Annotated in this window: 14 protein-coding genes; 10 read left to right on the forward strand and 4 right to left on the reverse strand. The window is 71.7% G+C overall.

The window, feature by feature from the left end; genetic code table 11:
- The first annotated feature begins 5 nt into the window (after positions 1-5).
- Entirely contained in the window at positions 6-1,220 is a 1,215-nt protein-coding gene (locus ACGFYN_RS21815; protein WP_393867498.1) for a cytochrome P450, read from the forward strand.
- A 7-nt stretch (positions 1,221-1,227) separates the two neighbouring features.
- Positions 1,228-1,749, forward strand: a complete 522-nt coding sequence (locus tag ACGFYN_RS21820; RefSeq protein ID WP_393867499.1) for a cupin domain-containing protein — start codon at positions 1,228-1,230, stop codon at positions 1,747-1,749.
- A gap of 27 nt (positions 1,750-1,776) precedes the next feature.
- Here the strand turns inward: ACGFYN_RS21820 and ACGFYN_RS21825 are convergent, their stop codons facing one another.
- Together ACGFYN_RS21825 and ACGFYN_RS21830 are read right to left on the reverse strand one after the other, a co-directional pair.
- On the reverse strand, positions 1,777-4,341 hold the full coding sequence (locus ACGFYN_RS21825) for an FtsX-like permease family protein (RefSeq protein ID WP_393867500.1): 2,565 nt from the start codon (positions 4,339-4,341) through the stop codon (positions 1,777-1,779).
- Positions 4,341-5,081, reverse strand: coding sequence for an ABC transporter ATP-binding protein (locus tag ACGFYN_RS21830; RefSeq protein WP_393867501.1), 741 nt, complete (start codon positions 5,079-5,081; stop codon positions 4,341-4,343). Before ACGFYN_RS21830 ends, ACGFYN_RS21825 begins: the two co-directional genes overlap by 1 nt.
- Before the next feature lie 217 nt (positions 5,082-5,298).
- Between ACGFYN_RS21830 and ACGFYN_RS21835 the strand changes: the two genes are divergently transcribed.
- Positions 5,299-6,627, forward strand: coding sequence for a sensor histidine kinase (locus ACGFYN_RS21835; protein WP_393867502.1), 1,329 nt, complete (start codon positions 5,299-5,301; stop codon positions 6,625-6,627).
- Positions 6,596-7,276, forward strand: a complete 681-nt coding sequence (locus ACGFYN_RS21840) for a response regulator (RefSeq protein ID WP_393867503.1) — start codon at positions 6,596-6,598, stop codon at positions 7,274-7,276. The genes ACGFYN_RS21835 and ACGFYN_RS21840 overlap by 32 nt, the downstream gene beginning before the upstream one ends.
- A gap of 150 nt (positions 7,277-7,426) precedes the next feature.
- On the opposite strand, the gene ACGFYN_RS21845 is transcribed toward ACGFYN_RS21840, so the two are convergent.
- The gene (locus ACGFYN_RS21845) at positions 7,427-8,653 is read right to left on the reverse strand and encodes an acyl-CoA dehydrogenase family protein (RefSeq protein WP_393867504.1); all 1,227 of its coding nucleotides are present in this window, start codon (positions 8,651-8,653) and stop codon (positions 7,427-7,429) included.
- 170 nt (positions 8,654-8,823) lie between these two features.
- Between ACGFYN_RS21845 and ACGFYN_RS21850 the strand changes: the two genes are divergently transcribed.
- Complete coding sequence (locus tag ACGFYN_RS21850; RefSeq protein WP_393867505.1) at positions 8,824-9,477, forward strand: TetR family transcriptional regulator; 654 nt, start codon at positions 8,824-8,826, stop codon at positions 9,475-9,477.
- 7 nt (positions 9,478-9,484) lie between these two features.
- Here the strand turns inward: ACGFYN_RS21850 and def are convergent, their stop codons facing one another.
- Positions 9,485-10,030, reverse strand: a complete 546-nt coding sequence (gene def / locus ACGFYN_RS21855; protein ID WP_393867506.1) for a peptide deformylase — start codon at positions 10,028-10,030, stop codon at positions 9,485-9,487.
- Between the two features lie 111 nt (positions 10,031-10,141).
- Between def and ACGFYN_RS21860 the strand changes: the two genes are divergently transcribed.
- The 5 genes from ACGFYN_RS21860 to ACGFYN_RS21880 all read left to right on the forward strand — a co-directional run bounded on the left by ACGFYN_RS21860 (position 10,142) and on the right by ACGFYN_RS21880 (position 15,921).
- The gene (locus ACGFYN_RS21860; RefSeq protein WP_393867507.1) at positions 10,142-11,380 is read left to right on the forward strand and encodes a MurT ligase domain-containing protein; all 1,239 of its coding nucleotides are present in this window, start codon (positions 10,142-10,144) and stop codon (positions 11,378-11,380) included.
- A gap of 27 nt (positions 11,381-11,407) precedes the next feature.
- Positions 11,408-12,136 (forward strand): type 1 glutamine amidotransferase, encoded by a 729-nt coding sequence (locus tag ACGFYN_RS21865; protein WP_393867508.1) that lies wholly within the window; start codon positions 11,408-11,410, stop codon positions 12,134-12,136.
- Positions 12,137-12,299: 163 nt separating this feature from the next.
- The gene (locus ACGFYN_RS21870) at positions 12,300-13,325 is read left to right on the forward strand and encodes a 6-phosphofructokinase (protein ID WP_393867509.1); all 1,026 of its coding nucleotides are present in this window, start codon (positions 12,300-12,302) and stop codon (positions 13,323-13,325) included.
- Between the two features lie 120 nt (positions 13,326-13,445).
- Positions 13,446-14,396, forward strand: coding sequence for a cytochrome c oxidase assembly protein (locus ACGFYN_RS21875; protein WP_393867510.1), 951 nt, complete (start codon positions 13,446-13,448; stop codon positions 14,394-14,396).
- 85 nt (positions 14,397-14,481) lie between these two features.
- Complete coding sequence (locus tag ACGFYN_RS21880) at positions 14,482-15,921, forward strand: DUF6777 domain-containing protein (protein WP_393867682.1); 1,440 nt, start codon at positions 14,482-14,484, stop codon at positions 15,919-15,921.
- Positions 15,922-15,943 lie beyond the last annotated feature (22 nt).

A 15,943-nucleotide genomic window follows, 5' to 3' on the forward strand; every position in this document is an offset into this window, starting at 1 on the left:
CAGGCATGACCGAAGAGACACTCACCAAAACCGTGCCCCCGGTCCGGCACTGGCCGGCCCTCGATCTGACCGGCCTGGACTTCGACCCGGTGCTGACCGAGCTGATGGCCGAGGGCCCCGTCACGCGCATCCGGCTGCCCAACGGCGAAGGCTGGGCCTGGCTGGTCACACGCCTGGACGACGTCCGCATGGTGACCAACGACCCGCGCTTCGGCCGCGAGGCGGTCATGGACCAGCCGGTCACCCGCCTCGCCCCGCACTTCATCCCCGAGCGGGGCGCGGTCGGCTTCCTCGACCCGCCGGACCACACGCGGCTGCGCCGCTCGGTGGCCGCCGCCTTCACGGCGAAGGGAGTGGAGCGGATCCGTGAGCGGTCGCGGCTCATGCTCGACGAGCTGGTGGACGAGCTGCTGCAGGACGGCCCGCCCGCCGACCTCACCGCGACGGTCCTCAGTCCGTTCCCCATCGCGGTGATCTGCGAGCTGATGGGTGTCCCGGCGGCCGACCGGCACAGCATGCACACCTGGACCCAGCTCATCCTGTCCTCCTCGCAGGGCGCGCAGGTCAGCGAGAAGGCCAAGCACGAGATGGGCGCGTACTTCGCCGATCTGATCGGACTGCGGGAGGGTTCGACGGGCGAGGACGTCGCCTCCCTGCTCGGCGCGGCGGTGGGGCGTGGCGAGATCACCTCGCAGGAGGCCGTCGGTCTCGCCGTGCTGCTCCAGATCGGCGGCGAGGCGGTCACCAACAACAGCGGCCAGATGTTCTATCTCCTGCTGACCCGTCCGGAACTGGCCGTACGGCTGCGCGCCGACGCGGAGATCCGCCCGCGGGCCATCGACGAGATGCTGCGCTACATCCCGCACCGCAACGCGGTCGGCCTGTCCCGCATCGCCCTGGAGGACGTGGACGTCAAGGGCGTACGGATCCGGGCGGGCGACCCGATCTACGTCTCCTACCTGGCCGCGAACCGCGATCCGGAGGTCTTCCCCGACCCGGGGACGATCGACTTCGCCCGCAGCCCGAACCCGCATGTGTCCTTCGGCTTCGGCCCGCACTTCTGCCCCGGCAACATGCTGGCGCGTCTTGAGTCCGAGCTGCTGGTGGACGCGCTGCTGGACCGGGTGCCGGGTCTGAAGCTGACCGTGCCGGCGGACCGGGTGCCCTTCAAGAAGGGTGCGTTGATCCGCGGTCCCGAGGCCCTGCCGGTCACCTGGTGAGCGTCCGGTGACCGCCACGGAGGGCCTGCTGGTGCCGCCGGGCCACGGCAGGGTCGTCCAGACCCCCGCCCAGCGCGTGACCTACAAGGTCACCGGCACCCACTCACGTACCGCCTCCACCTTCGAGGTGGAGGTCCCGCCCGGCTTCGACGTCGGCGCCCATGTGCACACCCGCAGCGAGGAGTTGTTCTACGTCCTCGACGGCGAGTTGGACGTCCTCGCCTTCGAGCCCCGCATCCGGACCCCCGACAACTGGCAGAGGTGGGAGTCCGGTTCGGGGGGCCGGGTGGTGCGCGCGACCCCGGGCACGGTCATCGTCGTACCGCCGGGCTGCCCGCACGCGTTCGCCAACCCGACCGACACCCCCGCCAAGATGTTCTTCCAGGCCTCCCCGCCCCCGGACCACGAACGCTACTTCGAGGAGCTGCTCGAGATCCTGGGCAACGGAGGACCGCCGGATCACGCGGCGATCGAGGAACTCCGCTCCCGCTACGACATCGAACAGCTGACTCCCCTACGGCATCGGTGAGTTGAGCCCCTCAACGGGACGTCCGGGTCACTCCCTGGCACCGATCGCCTCGACCGGGCGGATCCGCAGCAGTACCCGGGTCGGGAGCATCGTGCCCGCGGTGGCCAGGACCGCGGTGGTGCCCGCGATCGCCAGGTAGCCGAGACCCGGGACGGCCGGCCACGGAGTGCCGCCCAGGCCGATGGCGACGAGGGTCAGTGGGAAGGCGGACAGCAGCGTGCCGAGCCCCACCCCGGCCAGCACGACGACGGCACTCTCCCGGCGCATCATGCCGGCGACCTGGCGGCGGGCGGTGCCGGAGAGCCGTAGGAGGGCGAACTCGCGGCGGCGGGCGGCCGTGGCCATCGCGAGGGTGTTGACGACGGTGATCGCGGTGTAGGCGATGATGAGGCCCACGACCAGGTAGTTGACCCAGGCGTTGGCGCGCTGTTCCGCCAGCTGGTCGTCGACGGCGAGGCCGTCGCGGAGGACGGTGCCGGGGTAGGCCGCAGCGAGACCGGACAGGGCCTGGGTGAGCCCGTGCGCGGCGGGGCCGGAGCGGACCAGGACGGACTCGTCGGCCTTCCGGGTGGTGTGGGCGAGCAGGAGGTCGTGGTCCAGGGTGACGTCCGCGAAGCCGAAGCCCCGGGTGTAGACGGCGACCACCTTGCCCTGGAACGGGGTGCCGTCGCCGAGGTGCAACCGGGCGGTGTCACCGACGCCTATGCCGAGCCAGGACGCCGCGGTGGTGCTGATCGCCAGGGTGCGCGGTGACAGCGCCGACAGGTCGCCGTCCCGGGCGTGCAGGTCGAGGGTGGTGCCGAGCGCGGCGGGGTCCACTCCCTGCGCGCCCAGCGAGACGGCCTCCTGGGCGCCGATGAGCCGGCCCGCGCCGACGACGTTCGACTTCACGAGTCCGGTGGCCGACCTCACCTGCTTCAACTCCCGCACCTTCACGGCCAGGTCGGGCGACACCCCGCCCGGCGCGGTGAGCACATGGTCGGCGACGAGGCCCGCCCGCACCTGGTCGGAGGACTCCCGTAGCGCCGTGGTCTGGGTGAAGACGACGGTCGAGGCGAAGGAGACGGCGAGCACGAGCGGGGTGATCGCGCCGGCCAGACGGCCCACGTTGGCACGGGTGTTGGCGGCCGCGAGGTAGCCGGTGACGCCGGTCCGGTCGAGGAGGGGCGCGAGGAGCCGTACGGCCGCCCGGGAGAGCAGGGGCCCGAGGACGGCGGTGGCGATCACCAGGATGAGCACGAGGGAGTTGGCGAGCCCGACCAGGGTGAAGAAGTCGGCGTGCTGCGCAAGGCCGGTGACGAAGGTCCCGGCCGCGAGCGCCAGCAGCACCCAGCCGGTGATCCTGCGCCCCCGGCCCAGACCGGGAGGCTCCACGGCGGCCTCACCGAGGGCTTCCGTCGGCCGGATCCGGGTCGCGCGCCGAGCGGAGACCAGGACGGCCGCCAGGGCCGTCAGCACGGTCACCAGGACCGCCGCGAGGAACGGCAACGGGCTGACGGCGAGCGGGAAGTCGGGCGGCACGATGCCGTGTCCGGCGAACCGGCCGCGCAGCCAGTGCACGAGGGCCAGCCCGAGCGGACAGCCCAGCACGCCGGCGACCAGCCCCGTGGCGGCAGCCTCGGCCGCGAGCATGCGACGGATCTGGCCGGGCGTGGTGCCGATCGCGCGCAGCAGGGCGATCTCGCGGCGGCGGTGCCGGACGGACAGCGACGTGGTGGCGTAGAGGACGAAGACGGCGATGAGCAGGACGTTGCCGCCGACCGCGGCCGCCAGCACCACCAGGTTGGAGCCGCTGGCGACGACGTCGAGGAACTCCGCACGGCCGCGTCCGACGCCCGTGTGCACGGCGAGACTCTCGTCGTCGAGCGTGGTACGGATCGCGTCCGCGAGCTGTCCGGGCGAGGTGCCCGGCTCGGCGAGGACGCCGAACGCGTCGACGCTGGGCCTGAGTTGACGTAGAGCCGTATCCGGCAGGAAGGCCACCGACTGGCGCGGGGCACGGCCGTCCTTCAGCGCCACGAGTCCGGCGACGGTGTAGGTGCGCGGCACGGACGTGGTCATCAACTGGACCTCGTCGCCGGGGCCCGCGCCCGCGCGTGCGGCGAGGTCGGCGTCCAGGACGACCTCTCCGGCCGTGCGCGGTGCGCGGCCTTCGGTGAGGCGGAAGTCGCCGAGGCGCAGGCCGGACCAGTTGTGGGCCTCAAGTGCCGTGCCGTGGCGGCCCGTCACGGGCCTGCCGCGGGCGTCCGCCAGGCGTACGGTCACGGCGTCGTCCTCGGTCACCGTACGGACGCCGTCGGCCCGGCCGAGCCGGGCGGCCAACGAGCTGTGCAGGGGGACACGTTCGGGCAGCGGCTGGGACTCGTGGAGGGTGGAGCCGTCCAGGTCCTTGAGCGTCAGCTCGACCTCCTGCCGGCCGGTGACGACCGCGTCGGCCGCCGCGTACCGCTCGGCGGAGGAACCGGCCCGGATGCCCGACTCCAGCAGGACGCCGCAGGCGCCGAGCACGGCGGCGCCGAGGAGCAGCGCGACGAAGGTGCCGGCGAAGCCGCCCTTGCGGGCCTTGAGGGTCCGCAGTGCGAGCGTCAGCATCAGACCGCCCTCCGCAGACCGGACATGACCTCGGCGACGCGGTCCGCGCCGGGGGCGACCAGGCCGTCGACGACGCGTCCGGCGCTGAGGAAGAGCGCCTGGTCGGTGTGGGCGGCGGCCACCGGGTCGTGGGTGACCATCACGACCGTCTGGTGCAGGTCGGTGACGGCCTCGCGCAGGAGGACCAGGATGTCCCGGGCGGTCTCCGGGTCGAGCGCGCCGGTGGGCTCGTCGGCGAAGATCACCTCGGGGCGGGTGACCAGGGCCCGGGCGATCGCGACGCGCTGCTGCTGGCCGCCGGAGAGCTGCGCGGGGTGGCGGGCCAGCCGCCCGCGCAGGTCGACGGCGCCGACGATGTGCTGCAGCCAGGCCTCCTCGGGCTGCTGTCCGGCCAGCCGCAGGGGCAGCGTGATGTTCTGCTCGACGGTCAGTGACGGGAGCAGGTTGAACGCCTGGAAGACGAAGCCGATCCGGGTCCGGCGCAGCTCCGTCAGCCGCCGCTCCCTCAGCGCGGAGAGCTCCTGGTCACCGAGGCGCACCTCGCCCGCCGTGGGCCGGTCGAGGCCGGCCGCGCAGTGCAGGAACGTGCTCTTGCCGGAGCCCGAGGGCCCCATGACCGCCGTGAAGGTGCCGGACTCGATGCCCGCGCTGACCTTGTCCAGGGCCAGGACGGCGTCGGGTCCCTCCCCGTACCGCTTGGTCACGTCCGTGAGTTGGACCGCGTACCGGCTTGCGAGCACCGTGACTCCTCGTGCGACTGTCCGTGGGTGGTGCCTCAAGTGCACCGGCACTGCCGTCACTTGGCCTCGGCCGTGCCGCCGAACCGGCGTCTCGGCCGGTCGGGCGAGGTGGCGGGGCGTCTCCTCCTTGCGGAGGACTCTCCTGGGAGGAGAGCGGCCGCGGACTCTCCGCCCCAGGGGAGATCACGGGCACAGGGGATCCGTCTACGGTGGTGACATGGACCGGATGGAGTCGCTCGCGGGACGCCCGATGCCCCGGGCCGTCACCGACACGGCCCTGGCCCTGCTGCTGGCCGCCGGATGCCTGGCCCTGCCGGTGGCGATGCCGCCGGGAGGTCCCGAACTGCGTTCGCCGGACGTCTACTTCGCCGTACTCGTCCTGCTCACGACGCTCCCGCTGGCCCTGCACCGGCTCTTCCCGCTGCCCGCCCTGCTGGTGTCGGCGGTGTCCGCGGGCGTGCTGCAGAGCCTGCACTACGTGCCCGAGCTATCCGGTCCGGAGGGGACGTCCATCGGGCCCACCTACGTCGCCGTCGCCACGGCCGTCTTCCTGACCGCGATGCGCTGCACGCCGAGGATCGCCACGCTGGTCGGGGCGGTGCTCATCCCGGCGTCGGCCGTGACCGAGGCGGTGCTCGCCCCGGCCGGGCACCGGATCACCGCGCTGTTCACCGACGCGGTGCTGCTGGTCGCCGCCTGGGCGCTCGGGCGGCTGACCCGGGCCCGCGCGGCCATCCGCGACCAGGCGCTGGAGCGGGCCGGCGCGCTGGAGCGGGAGCAGGCCGCGAACGCGCGGGCCGCGGTCATGGAGGAACGGGCCCGGATCGCCCGCGAGTTGCACGACATCGTCGCGCACAACGTCAGCCTGATGGTCGTGCAGACCATCGCCGCGGACCGGGTCCAGGAGCGGAACGCGGGCAAGGCACACGAACTGCACGGCACCATCGAGGAGACCGGCCGGGCCACCGTCACCGAGCTGCGTCGGCTGCTCGACGTGCTGCGCACCGACGAGGAGACGGCGGGCGACCCGAGCAAGGAACCGCCGCAACCCACCATCGAGGCGCTGCCCGCGCTGGTGGAGTCGGTGCGGGCGGCCGGGCTGGAGATCGACTACCGCACCACCGGCGCACCCGCCGAACTGCCCGCCGGATCACACCTGACGGTGTACCGGGTCGTGCAGGAGGCACTCACCAACACCCTCAAGCACGCGGGCCGCACCCGGACCGCGCTCCAGGTCGCCTGGGAGCCGGAGCAGGAGCGGCTCAGCGTGCGGCTGTGCGACGACGGGCCCCGGCCCGACGGCGAGCCGGTACGGCCCCCGGTCGCGGCGCACGGCACCGGGCACGGCCTGGTCGGCATGCGCGAGCGCGTCGGGGCCGTGGGCGGCTCCCTGCACACCGGCACCCGGCCCGGCGGCGGCTACTGCGTTCACGCCGTCATCCCGCTCCCCCCGTCCGAATCCGTTCCCGCATCCGTCACCGCTTCCGCACCACGGCACGAAGGGCACTCCGCGTATGCAGGTCATCCGCGTCCTGCTGGTCGATGACCAGCCGATGATCCGGACGGGGTTCCGGCTCATCCTCGAATCGGAGCCGGACATCGACGTCGTGGGCGAGGCGGCGGACGGCGCCGAGGCCGTGGCGGGCGCCCAGGCCCTGAAGCCGGACATCGTCCTCATGGACATCCGCATGCCCGGCATGGACGGGGTCGAGGCCACGCGCCGCATCGTGCAGTCCGGGTCGGAGAGCCGGGTCGTGATCCTGACGACGTTCGACCTGGACGCCCACGTGGTGGACGCGCTGCGGGCCGGAGCCAGCGGGTTCCTGGTGAAGGACGGTCCCGCCGACTCCCTGGTGGGCGCGATCCGCACGGTCGCCGACGGCGACGCCGTGCTCTCGCCGCGCATCACCCACCGGCTGCTCGACCGGTTCGCACACCTGGGCGCACCCGACGAGGAGCCGGTGCCCCGCCGCCTCGACGCCCTCACGGGCCGCGAACTCGACGTGCTGCGCGCGCTCGCCCGCGGCCTGTCGAACGCGGAGATCGCGCTCGAACTCGGCGTGGGCGAGACGACGGTCAAGACGCACATCGCCCACATCCTGGACAAGTACGGCCTTCGCGACCGGGTCCAGGCGGTCATCCTGGCGTACGACAGCGGCCTGGTGATCCCCCGCGGAGGCCGCCCGGTGAGCTAGCGGGACGGCGCGCCGGCGCCCCGTCAGGGGCGCGGGGCTGCATCGAATATGCGGCTACCGCCGCGCGGGCGCGACCGGCCACGACGGCGCCGCACGCGACCGTCGACCGGCCGCGGCGGAGCCGCGCATGTTCCCGTCGAACCCGAGCGGTCAGCGGATCGGCATACCCGCGAGCGTCCGCGCGATCACCAGGCGCTGGATCTCGCTCGTGCCCTCGAAGATGGTGTAGATCGCGCTGTCCCGGTGCATCCGCTCGACCGGGTACTCGCGGGTGTAGCCGTTGCCGCCGAGGATCTGGACGGCCTGCGCGGTGACCTTCTTCGCGGTCTCGCTCGCGTAGAGCTTGGACATCGAGCCCTCGGCCGCGGTGAACGGTTTGCCGTTGACGGCCATCCACGAGGCGCGCCACACCAGCAACCGGGCCGCGTCGATCTGCGTGCGCATGTCGGCCAGCTGGAAGGCGACGCCCTGGTTGTCGATGATCGGGCGGCCGAACTGCTCGCGGGTCTTGGCGTAGTCGAGGGCGACCTCGAACGCGGCGCGGGCGGTGCCCACCGCCATCGCGCCGACGGCCGGGCGCGAGGCCTCGAAGGTGGCCATGGCCGCGTTCTTCACGCGCTCGCCGCCCGTCCTGGCCCGCTCCCTGGCCCTGGCGAAGCGCTCGTCGAGCTTCTCCTTGCCGCCGAGCAGGCAGGAGCCGGGGACGCGCACGTCCTCCAGGACGACCTCGGCGGTGTGCGAGGCACGGATGCCGTGCTTCTTGAACTTCTGCCCCTGGGACAGGCCCGGGGTGTCCGGCGGGACGATGAAGGACGCGTGGCCCTTGGAGCCGAGCTCGGGGTCGACGACCGCGACGACGACGTGGACGTTGGCGATGCCGCCGTTGGTCGCCCAGGTCTTGGTGCCGTTGAGCACCCACTCGTCCTTGGCCTCGTCGTACACGGCCCGCGTGCGCATGGAGCCCACGTCGGAGCCGGCGTCGGGCTCGGAGGAGCAGAAGGCGGCCACCTTGACATCGCCGGCGTCGCCGTACATCTGCGGGATCCAGGTGCCGATCTGCTCCTCGGTTCCGTTGGCGAGAACGCCCACGGCGGCCAGCCCGGTGCCTACGATCGACAGGGCGATGCCCGCGTCGCCCCAGAACAGCTCCTCCATCGCCATCGGGATACCGAGCCCGGTGGGGTCGAAGTACTGCTGCGCGTAGAAGTCGAGGGAGTAGATGCCTACCTTCGCGGCCTCCTGGATCACGGGCCAGGGAGTCTCCTCACGCTCGTCCCATTCGGCGGCCGCAGGGCGTATGACGTCGGCGGCGAAGCCGTGCAGCCAGTCCCTGACCTCCTTCTGTTCGTCGTTGAGCTCCATGGTGAACTCGGCCATGACCCCTCCAGGGCGGTACATCTACATGTTACTAGCGGTAACACTAATGTGTTACCCGCGGGTAGGAAAAGTCAACTCCCGATGACGGTCGGCAGCCAGTTCGATGCAGAGGGCATGTTGAGTGTTAGTTTGCGCAGGCGTCACCGAAACAGCACGGGTGGGGAGAGCTCATGGACACCACGCAGCGGACCGAGCAGCAGCGGTCCGCCGACCGCCGTCGGCGCGAACTGCTGGAGGCCGCGGACCGGGTGGTGCTGCGCGACGGGCCGCAGGCCTCGATGAACGCCATCGCCGCCGAGGCCGGCATCACCAAGCCCATCCTGTACCGGCACTTCGGTGACAAGAGCGGACTCTACGCCGCGCTGGCCACGCGCCACACCGACGCCCTGCTGGATTCGCTGCGGGCGGCCCTGGACGCACCGGCCGACAGGCGTGAGCGGGTCGAGGCCACGCTGGACACCTACCTCGCCGCGATCGAGGCACGCCCCCAGGTCTACCGGTTCCTGATGCATCCGGCGGAGGGCTCCCAGAGCGACCAGGGCAGCGATCAGGGCTTCGACGTCGGCCAGCACTCCGCCCCGCTGCTGCGCAGGATGGGCGAGGAACTGGCCCAGGTCATCGAGGACCGCCTCGACCTCGGACCGGAGAGCCAGCAGCTGGCCCGGGTGTGGGGCCACGGCATCGTCGGCATGATGCACGCGGCCGGCGACTGGTGGCTCTACGAACGCCCCTGCTCACGCGCTGACTTGGTGCGCATCCTGGCCGATCTGCTGTGGGGCAGGCTGGCCGCGGCGGGCGACAAGGTCGGCGGTCCGGGCTTCTAGGACCCGTTCAACCCCGCTCGCCCCAGGACGCCTTGGCCACCTGGCGCAGGACCTTCCGTCTGCGCCATCCCTCCAGGCGGTCCACGTACACCCGCCCCTCCAGGTGGTCGCACTCGTGCTGGAGGCAGCGGGCGAAGAAGCCCGTGCCGTGCACGGTGACCGGCTCCCCGGTCACCGTGACACCCTCGACCACCGCATGGTCGTAGCGCTCCGTCCCGGCCTCCAGGCCCGGCAGGGACAGACACCCCTCCGGACCCCGCAGCACCACTCCGTCGGCCTCGACCAGGCGCGGGTTCACCACGTGCCCGAGATGCCGTACGTCCTCGTCGTCGGGGCAGTCGTAGACGAACACCCGCAGGGACCGCCCCACCTGGTTCGCCGCCAGGCCCACGCCCTGCGCGGCGTACATCGTCGCGAACAAGTCCTCCACCAGGGACGCCAGTTCGGGTCCGAAGTCGGTCACCTCCGCACAAGGGGCGTGAAGCCGCGGGTCACCGTGGAGGGTGAGGGGTCTCACGCGCCCGCGGGTGCCCGGGATGAAGCTGTTTCGCATGGCCGCAAGGGTACGGCGATTCGGGAGTGCGAATGGATCTCGATAGGCTGACCACCACCACGTTGCCGTCAGGCAGGAGCGCGGCGCGTACGCAAGGAGGATCGAGAACTGATGTCAGGCAACTCGGACCCGCTCTCGCCGCGGGCCAAGCTCGCCGTGACCGCGGGCAAGGCGGTCGCTGCGGCGTCGCGCGCCGCGGGGCGCGGCAGCGGATCGGTGATCGGCGGCCGGGTCGCGCTCAGGCTCGACCCCGACCTCCTCGCGCGTCTCGCCCAGAACCTGGACGTCGTCCTGGTGTCCGCCACCAACGGCAAGACCACGACGACCCGGCTGATCGCCGAGGCGCTGCGGGCCGCGGGCCCGGTCGTCTCCAACGCGCTCGGCGCCAACATGCCCGCCGGCATCACCTCCGCCCTGGCCGGCAGCTCGGACGCCCGGTACGGCGTGATCGAGGTCGACGAGAAGTACCTCGCCGGCGTCGCCCGGGACACCGACCCCAAGTGCATCGCCCTGCTCAACCTCTCCCGCGACCAGCTCGACCGCGCGGCCGAGACCCGCATGCTCGCCGAGAACTGGCGTGAGGGACTCGCCGGGTCGAAGGCCGTCATCGTCGCCAACTGCGACGACCCGCTCGTGGTGTGGGCCGCGTCCTCCTCGCCCAACGTCATCTGGGTCGCCGCCGGGCAGATGTGGAAGGACGACGCCTGGTCCTGCCCGTCCTGCGGCGGCGTGATGCAGCGGCCCGGCGACGACTGGTTCTGCGGCGAGTGCGGCTTCCGCCGTCCCACGCCCAGCTGGGCCCTGTCCGGCGACCACGTCCTCGACCCGCACGGCTCCGCCTGGCCCATCCACCTCCAGCTGCCCGGCCGTGCCAACAAGGCCAACGCCGCCAGCTCCGCCGCAGTCGCCGCCGTCTTCGGCGTGCCGCCGCAGGTCGCCCTGGAGCGCATGTACCAGGTGCAGGCCGTGGCCGGCCGCTACGACGTCGTGCAGTTCCAGCAGCGCGACCTGCGGCTGCTGCTCGCGAAGAACCCGGCCGGCTGGCTCGAAACGTTCAGCCTGATCGACCCGCCGCCGACCCCGGTGATCCTCTCCGTGAACGCGCGCGGCGCCGACGGCACCGACACCTCCTGGCTGTGGGACGTCGACTACACCCGCCTGACCGGCCACCCGATCTGCGTGATCGGCGACCGGAAGCTCGACCTCGCGGTGCGCCTGGAGGTCGCGAACCAGCAGTTCCAGGTCTGCGAGGACCTCGACCAGGCGGTGCAGGCCAGCCCGCCCGGCCGTATCGAGGTCATCGCCAACTACACCGCGTTCCAGGACCTGCGCCGCCGCGTCGGCAACTGACACCGACTGACACCTCAGGGGACACAAGTGAGCGACAACAGCCTGCGGGTCGTCTGGGTCTACCCCGACCTGCTCAGCACCTACGGCGACCAGGGCAACGTCCTGGTCGTGGAGCGCCGGGCCCGGCAGCGGGGCCTCGACGTGGCCCGGCTCGACGTGCGCAGCGACCAGCCGATCCCCACCTCCGGGGACATCTACCTGATCGGCGGCGGCGAGGACCGTCCGCAGCGGCTCGCGGCCGAGCGGCTGCGCCGCGACGGCGGCCTGAACCGTGCCGCGGAGAACGGCGCGATCCTGTTCTCGGTCTGCGCCGGCTACCAGATCCTCGGCCACGAGTTCATCAACGACCTCGGCCAGCGTGAGCCCGGCCTCGGCCTGCTCGACGTGGTCTCGGTGCGCGGCGAGGGCCGGCGGTGCGTCGGTGACGTGCTCGGCGACATCGACCAGCGCCTCGGTCTGCCGCCGCTGACCGGCTTCGAGAACCACCAGGGCGTCACCCACCTCGGCCCGACCGCCCGCCCGCTCGCCAAGGTGCGCATCGGCAACGGCAACGGCACGGGCGACGGCACCGAGGGCGCGTACAACGACACGGTCTTCGGTACGTACATGCACGGACCCGTGCTGGCCAGGAACCCGCAGATCGCGGATCTGCTGCTGAAGCTCGCGCTGGACGTGAACGCGCTGCCCCCGACCGACGACCGCTGGTACGAGGCGCTGCGCAACGAGCGCATCGCCTCGGCACAGCAGCCCGCCTAGTCCGGGAACCAGCCCGTCTGACGATGCGTCCGCACAGGTGAGCGCGGTCGTCCAGCAGTCGGACGTACAGTGCGGCCCCGCCCCCTCCTGCCGTTAGGGTGGCGGGGTTCGAGCCGGACAGCGTGGTCCGGATCCGACCACGTTGGAGAAGGTTTTTCGGGCTATGCGCATTGGTGTCCTCACGTCCGGCGGCGACTGCCCCGGCCTGAACGCCGTCATCAGGTCCGTCGTGCACCGCGCCGTGGCCGACCACGGCGACGAGGTCATCGGCTTCCGGGACGGCTGGAAGGGCCTCCTGGAGTGTGACTACCTCAAGCTCGACCTCGACGCGGTGGGCGGCATCCTGGCCCGCGGCGGCACGATCCTCGGCTCCTCCCGGGTCCAGCCCTCGCATCTGCGCGACGGGGTGGAGCGGGCCAAGGGCCATGTCGAGGAGCTCGGGCTCGACGCGATCATCCCCATCGGCGGCGAGGGCACGCTCAAGGCGGCCCGGCTGATGTACGACAGCGGACTGCCGATCGTCGGCGTCCCCAAGACCATCGACAACGACATCGCGGTGACCGACGTCACCTTCGGCTTCGACACGGCCGTCGGTGTCGCCACCGAGGCCCTGGACCGGCTCAAGACCACCGCCGAGTCCCACCAGCGCGTCCTGGTCGTGGAGGTCATGGGCCGCCACACCGGGTGGATCGCGCTGCACTCCGGCATGGCGGCCGGCGCCCACGCCATCGTCGTACCGGAACGCCCCTTCGACATCGACGAGTTGGCCCGCAAGGTCGGCGAGCGCTTCGAGGCGGGCAAGCGGTTCGCCATCGTCGTGGCCGCGGAGGGCGCCAAGCCCAAGGCCGGGTCCATGGAGTTCGACGAGGGCGGCAAGGACATCTACGGCCACGAGCGCTTCGCCGGGATCGCCCGCCAGCTCTCCATCGAGCTGGAGGAGCGCCTCGGGAAGGAAGCGCGGCCGGTGATCCTCGGGCACGTCCAGCGTGGCGGCACGCCGACCGCGTACGACCGCGTGCTGGCCACGCGGTTCGGCTGGCACGCGGTGGAGGCCGTGCACCGTGGGGAGTTCGGCAAGATGACCGCGCTGCGGGGGACGGACATCGTGATGGTGCCGCTCGCCGAGGCGGTGGAGACGCTGAAGACGGTGCCGGTGGAGAGGTACGACGAGGCGGAGTGCGTTCTCTAGTACCTGCCCGATCCTGTACGGAACTCGAGAGTCCGCCCCCGGTCGCAAGCGCGGCCGGGGGCGGTCTTACTCTGGGTCCGGACACAAAGCGCACAACCCCCACGAATCAGGAGCCGTTGGATGGATCACAGCGGTCACGGCATGACCATGGATCTGCCGCCGTTCACGCTGGGGCGGGGGCTGGAGTGGTCCACGGACCCGTTCTTCCTGGTCGCCTGCGTGGCGGGGCTGGCGCTGTACGGCTGGGGGGTCGTGCGGCTGCGGCGGCGCGGCGACAAGTGGTCGCCGGCGCGGACGGTCTCGTTCGTCATCGGTGTGCTGACCATCGGCCTCGTGATGTGCACCAAGCTGAACGACTACGGCATGGTCATGTTCAGCGTGCACATGGTGCAGCACATGATCATCAGCATGCTGTCGCCGATCCTGATCCTGCTCGGCGCCCCGGTCACACTGGCCCTGCGCGCGCTGCCGACCGCCGGCCGGGGCCGCAAGGGACCGCGCGAGGTGCTGCTGATGCTGCTGCACAGCCGGTACATGAAGATCATCACGCACCCCGCGTTCACCATCCCGCTGTTCATCGCGAGCCTCTACGCGCTGTACTTCACGCCGCTGTTCGACTTCCTGATGGGGTCGAAGACCGGGCACGTCGCGATGATGGTGCACTTCCTGGCCGTCGGTGTCGTCTTCTTCTGGCCGATCATCGGTGTCGACCCCGGCCCGCAGCGCCCGGGTTACCTCATGCGGATGCTGGAGCTGTTCGCGGGCATGCCGTTCCACGCCTTCTTCGGCATCGCGCTGATGATGGCGTCGACGCCGATGGTGGAGACGTTCAAGAATCCGCCGGCCTCGCTCGGCATCGACGCCCTGTCCGACCAGACGGCGGCCGGCGGCATCGCCTGGGCGTTCAGCGAGGTCCCCTCCGTACTCGTACTGCTCGCCCTGCTGTTCCAGTGGTACGGCTCCGAGCAGCGGCAGGCCCGGCGCAAGGACCGGGCGGCCGACCGCGACGGCGACAAGGAACTCGAGGCATACAACGCCTATTTGGCCTCATTGAACGCACGCGGCCAGTGAGGGCTTCGCCTTTCGGCGGCGTTCAGTAGCATGAAGTGCATCGGGGGAACCGCACGGGGGAGCGGTGATGACATTTCGCGCATTTATGCAAGGGGCCGGGAAATCGGTGATCCGAAAGATCGCCGTCCTGCTCGTATTCGTACTGGCGCTCAGCGGTTGTGATCGGAGTGCGCCGCTGCTGCTCGTGAAGGCGGTGGCCGCGGGGGTTCCATCCGTCGCGCCGTTCTTCGACGAGAAGAGCGGCCTGGGGCATGACGCCGCGGGCATTCGGCCGCAGGCCGTCCACGGCAGCCTGCAGCAAGGGGACACGCCCGGCCTGTACGGGGGGACGCCCGGCCTGTACGGGGGCACGAGGCAACCGACGATCTGCGACGTCAAGCGGCTCAAGGCCTTTCTCACGGACCCCGCCAACCGCCGGAAGGCGCAGGCGTGGGCCGACGCACTGAACATCGACACGGACCGGATTCCGGGATATCTGGACCGGCTCACTCCTGTTCTCCTGCGTCACGACACCCTGGTGGTGAATCACGACTACAAGAACGGAAAAGCCACCCCCTTCAACTCCTTGCTCCAGACGGGAATCGCCGTTCTCGTCGACGAACGGGGACTTCCGGCTGTGAAGTGCTCGTGCGGAAATCCGCTCCGGCCCTTCACGGGTGACACGAATCGGATTTCGGTCAAGTTCGAGGCCGGCAACAAGAAGTGGCACGGATATCAGCGTTCCTCGGTGGTGGCCGTACGGCCCGCGCCACGGGAAATGGAACAGCTCGCTCTGGTCGACGTCCGCGATCCGGGCCGGGGCATCGACCGGCCGGTGGGCACGACGGGCGCGCAGGACAGGACCTTCGACGCAGCCAGGCGGCGGGCGGTGCCCGATGTCATGGGCAGCACTTTCGGGGACGCGAGCCGGCAACTGGCGCGGAAGGGGCTGGCGATCGGGTACGCCGGCAAGGAGCGGCCGCCCGACGACGCACGGGTCACGGCGTCCGATCCACCGGCCGGGACCGAGCTGGGGTTCGGGGCGTACGTGACGCTGACCGCGACCGGGGCTGCGTCGGGAAGCAGCACGTCCGAGGGGACGCCGAGCGGCCCGTCCGGGGGGACGCCGGGAAGCCCGTCCGGGGGTACGCCGAGCGGCCCGTCCAGAGGGACTCCCGGGACACCCGGGGGCTCCACCGGCGGGTCCGCCACTCCCCCGTCGTCCTCGGCCTCCCAGCCGTCCACGCCACCGCCGTCGTCACCATCGTCGCCGTCGTCGCCCTCGCACCCGGCGAGCGGCGGGCCCGGGACTTCGCCCTCCGGGCCCACGTCGAGTCCGCCGGCCAGTTCGCCTCCGCCGGTGACCACCAGCGCTCCGGTCACCAGCAGTGCACCGCCGCCGACGAGCGACCCGGTGACGAGCAGCGCGCCGCCGCCCAGCGTCCCGGTCACCACGAGCGCGCCCGCCGGCGGCGAGCCGGCGAGCAGCGCCCCCGCCACGAGTGAGCCCGCGTCCTCGGGGGCCGCCTCCGTCGCGATCACCTAGCGCCGCACCACCCGGGAGTCAC

This window comes from Streptomyces sp. NPDC048419 (genome assembly GCF_043200415.1).
Classification (GTDB): Bacteria; Actinomycetota; Actinomycetes; order Streptomycetales; family Streptomycetaceae; genus Streptomyces.

Coding starts and splice junctions, on each gene's coding strand:
- def (WP_393867506.1), bottom strand. CDS start 10,030: ATGCGAAACAGCTTCATCCCGGGCACCCGCGGGCGCGTGAGACCCCTC.
- ACGFYN_RS21875 (WP_393867510.1), top strand. CDS start 13,446: ATGGATCACAGCGGTCACGGCATGACCATGGATCTGCCGCCGTTCACG.
- ACGFYN_RS21860 (WP_393867507.1), top strand. CDS start 10,142: ATGTCAGGCAACTCGGACCCGCTCTCGCCGCGGGCCAAGCTCGCCGTG.
- ACGFYN_RS21815 (WP_393867498.1), top strand. CDS start 6: ATGACCGAAGAGACACTCACCAAAACCGTGCCCCCGGTCCGGCACTGG.
- ACGFYN_RS21835 (WP_393867502.1), top strand. CDS start 5,299: ATGGACCGGATGGAGTCGCTCGCGGGACGCCCGATGCCCCGGGCCGTC.
- ACGFYN_RS21840 (WP_393867503.1), top strand. CDS start 6,596: ATGCAGGTCATCCGCGTCCTGCTGGTCGATGACCAGCCGATGATCCGG.
- ACGFYN_RS21870 (WP_393867509.1), top strand. CDS start 12,300: ATGCGCATTGGTGTCCTCACGTCCGGCGGCGACTGCCCCGGCCTGAAC.
- ACGFYN_RS21845 (WP_393867504.1), bottom strand. CDS start 8,653: ATGGCCGAGTTCACCATGGAGCTCAACGACGAACAGAAGGAGGTCAGG.
- ACGFYN_RS21850 (WP_393867505.1), top strand. CDS start 8,824: ATGGACACCACGCAGCGGACCGAGCAGCAGCGGTCCGCCGACCGCCGT.
- ACGFYN_RS21825 (WP_393867500.1), bottom strand. CDS start 4,341: ATGCTGACGCTCGCACTGCGGACCCTCAAGGCCCGCAAGGGCGGCTTC.
- ACGFYN_RS21880 (WP_393867682.1), top strand. CDS start 14,482: ATGCAAGGGGCCGGGAAATCGGTGATCCGAAAGATCGCCGTCCTGCTC.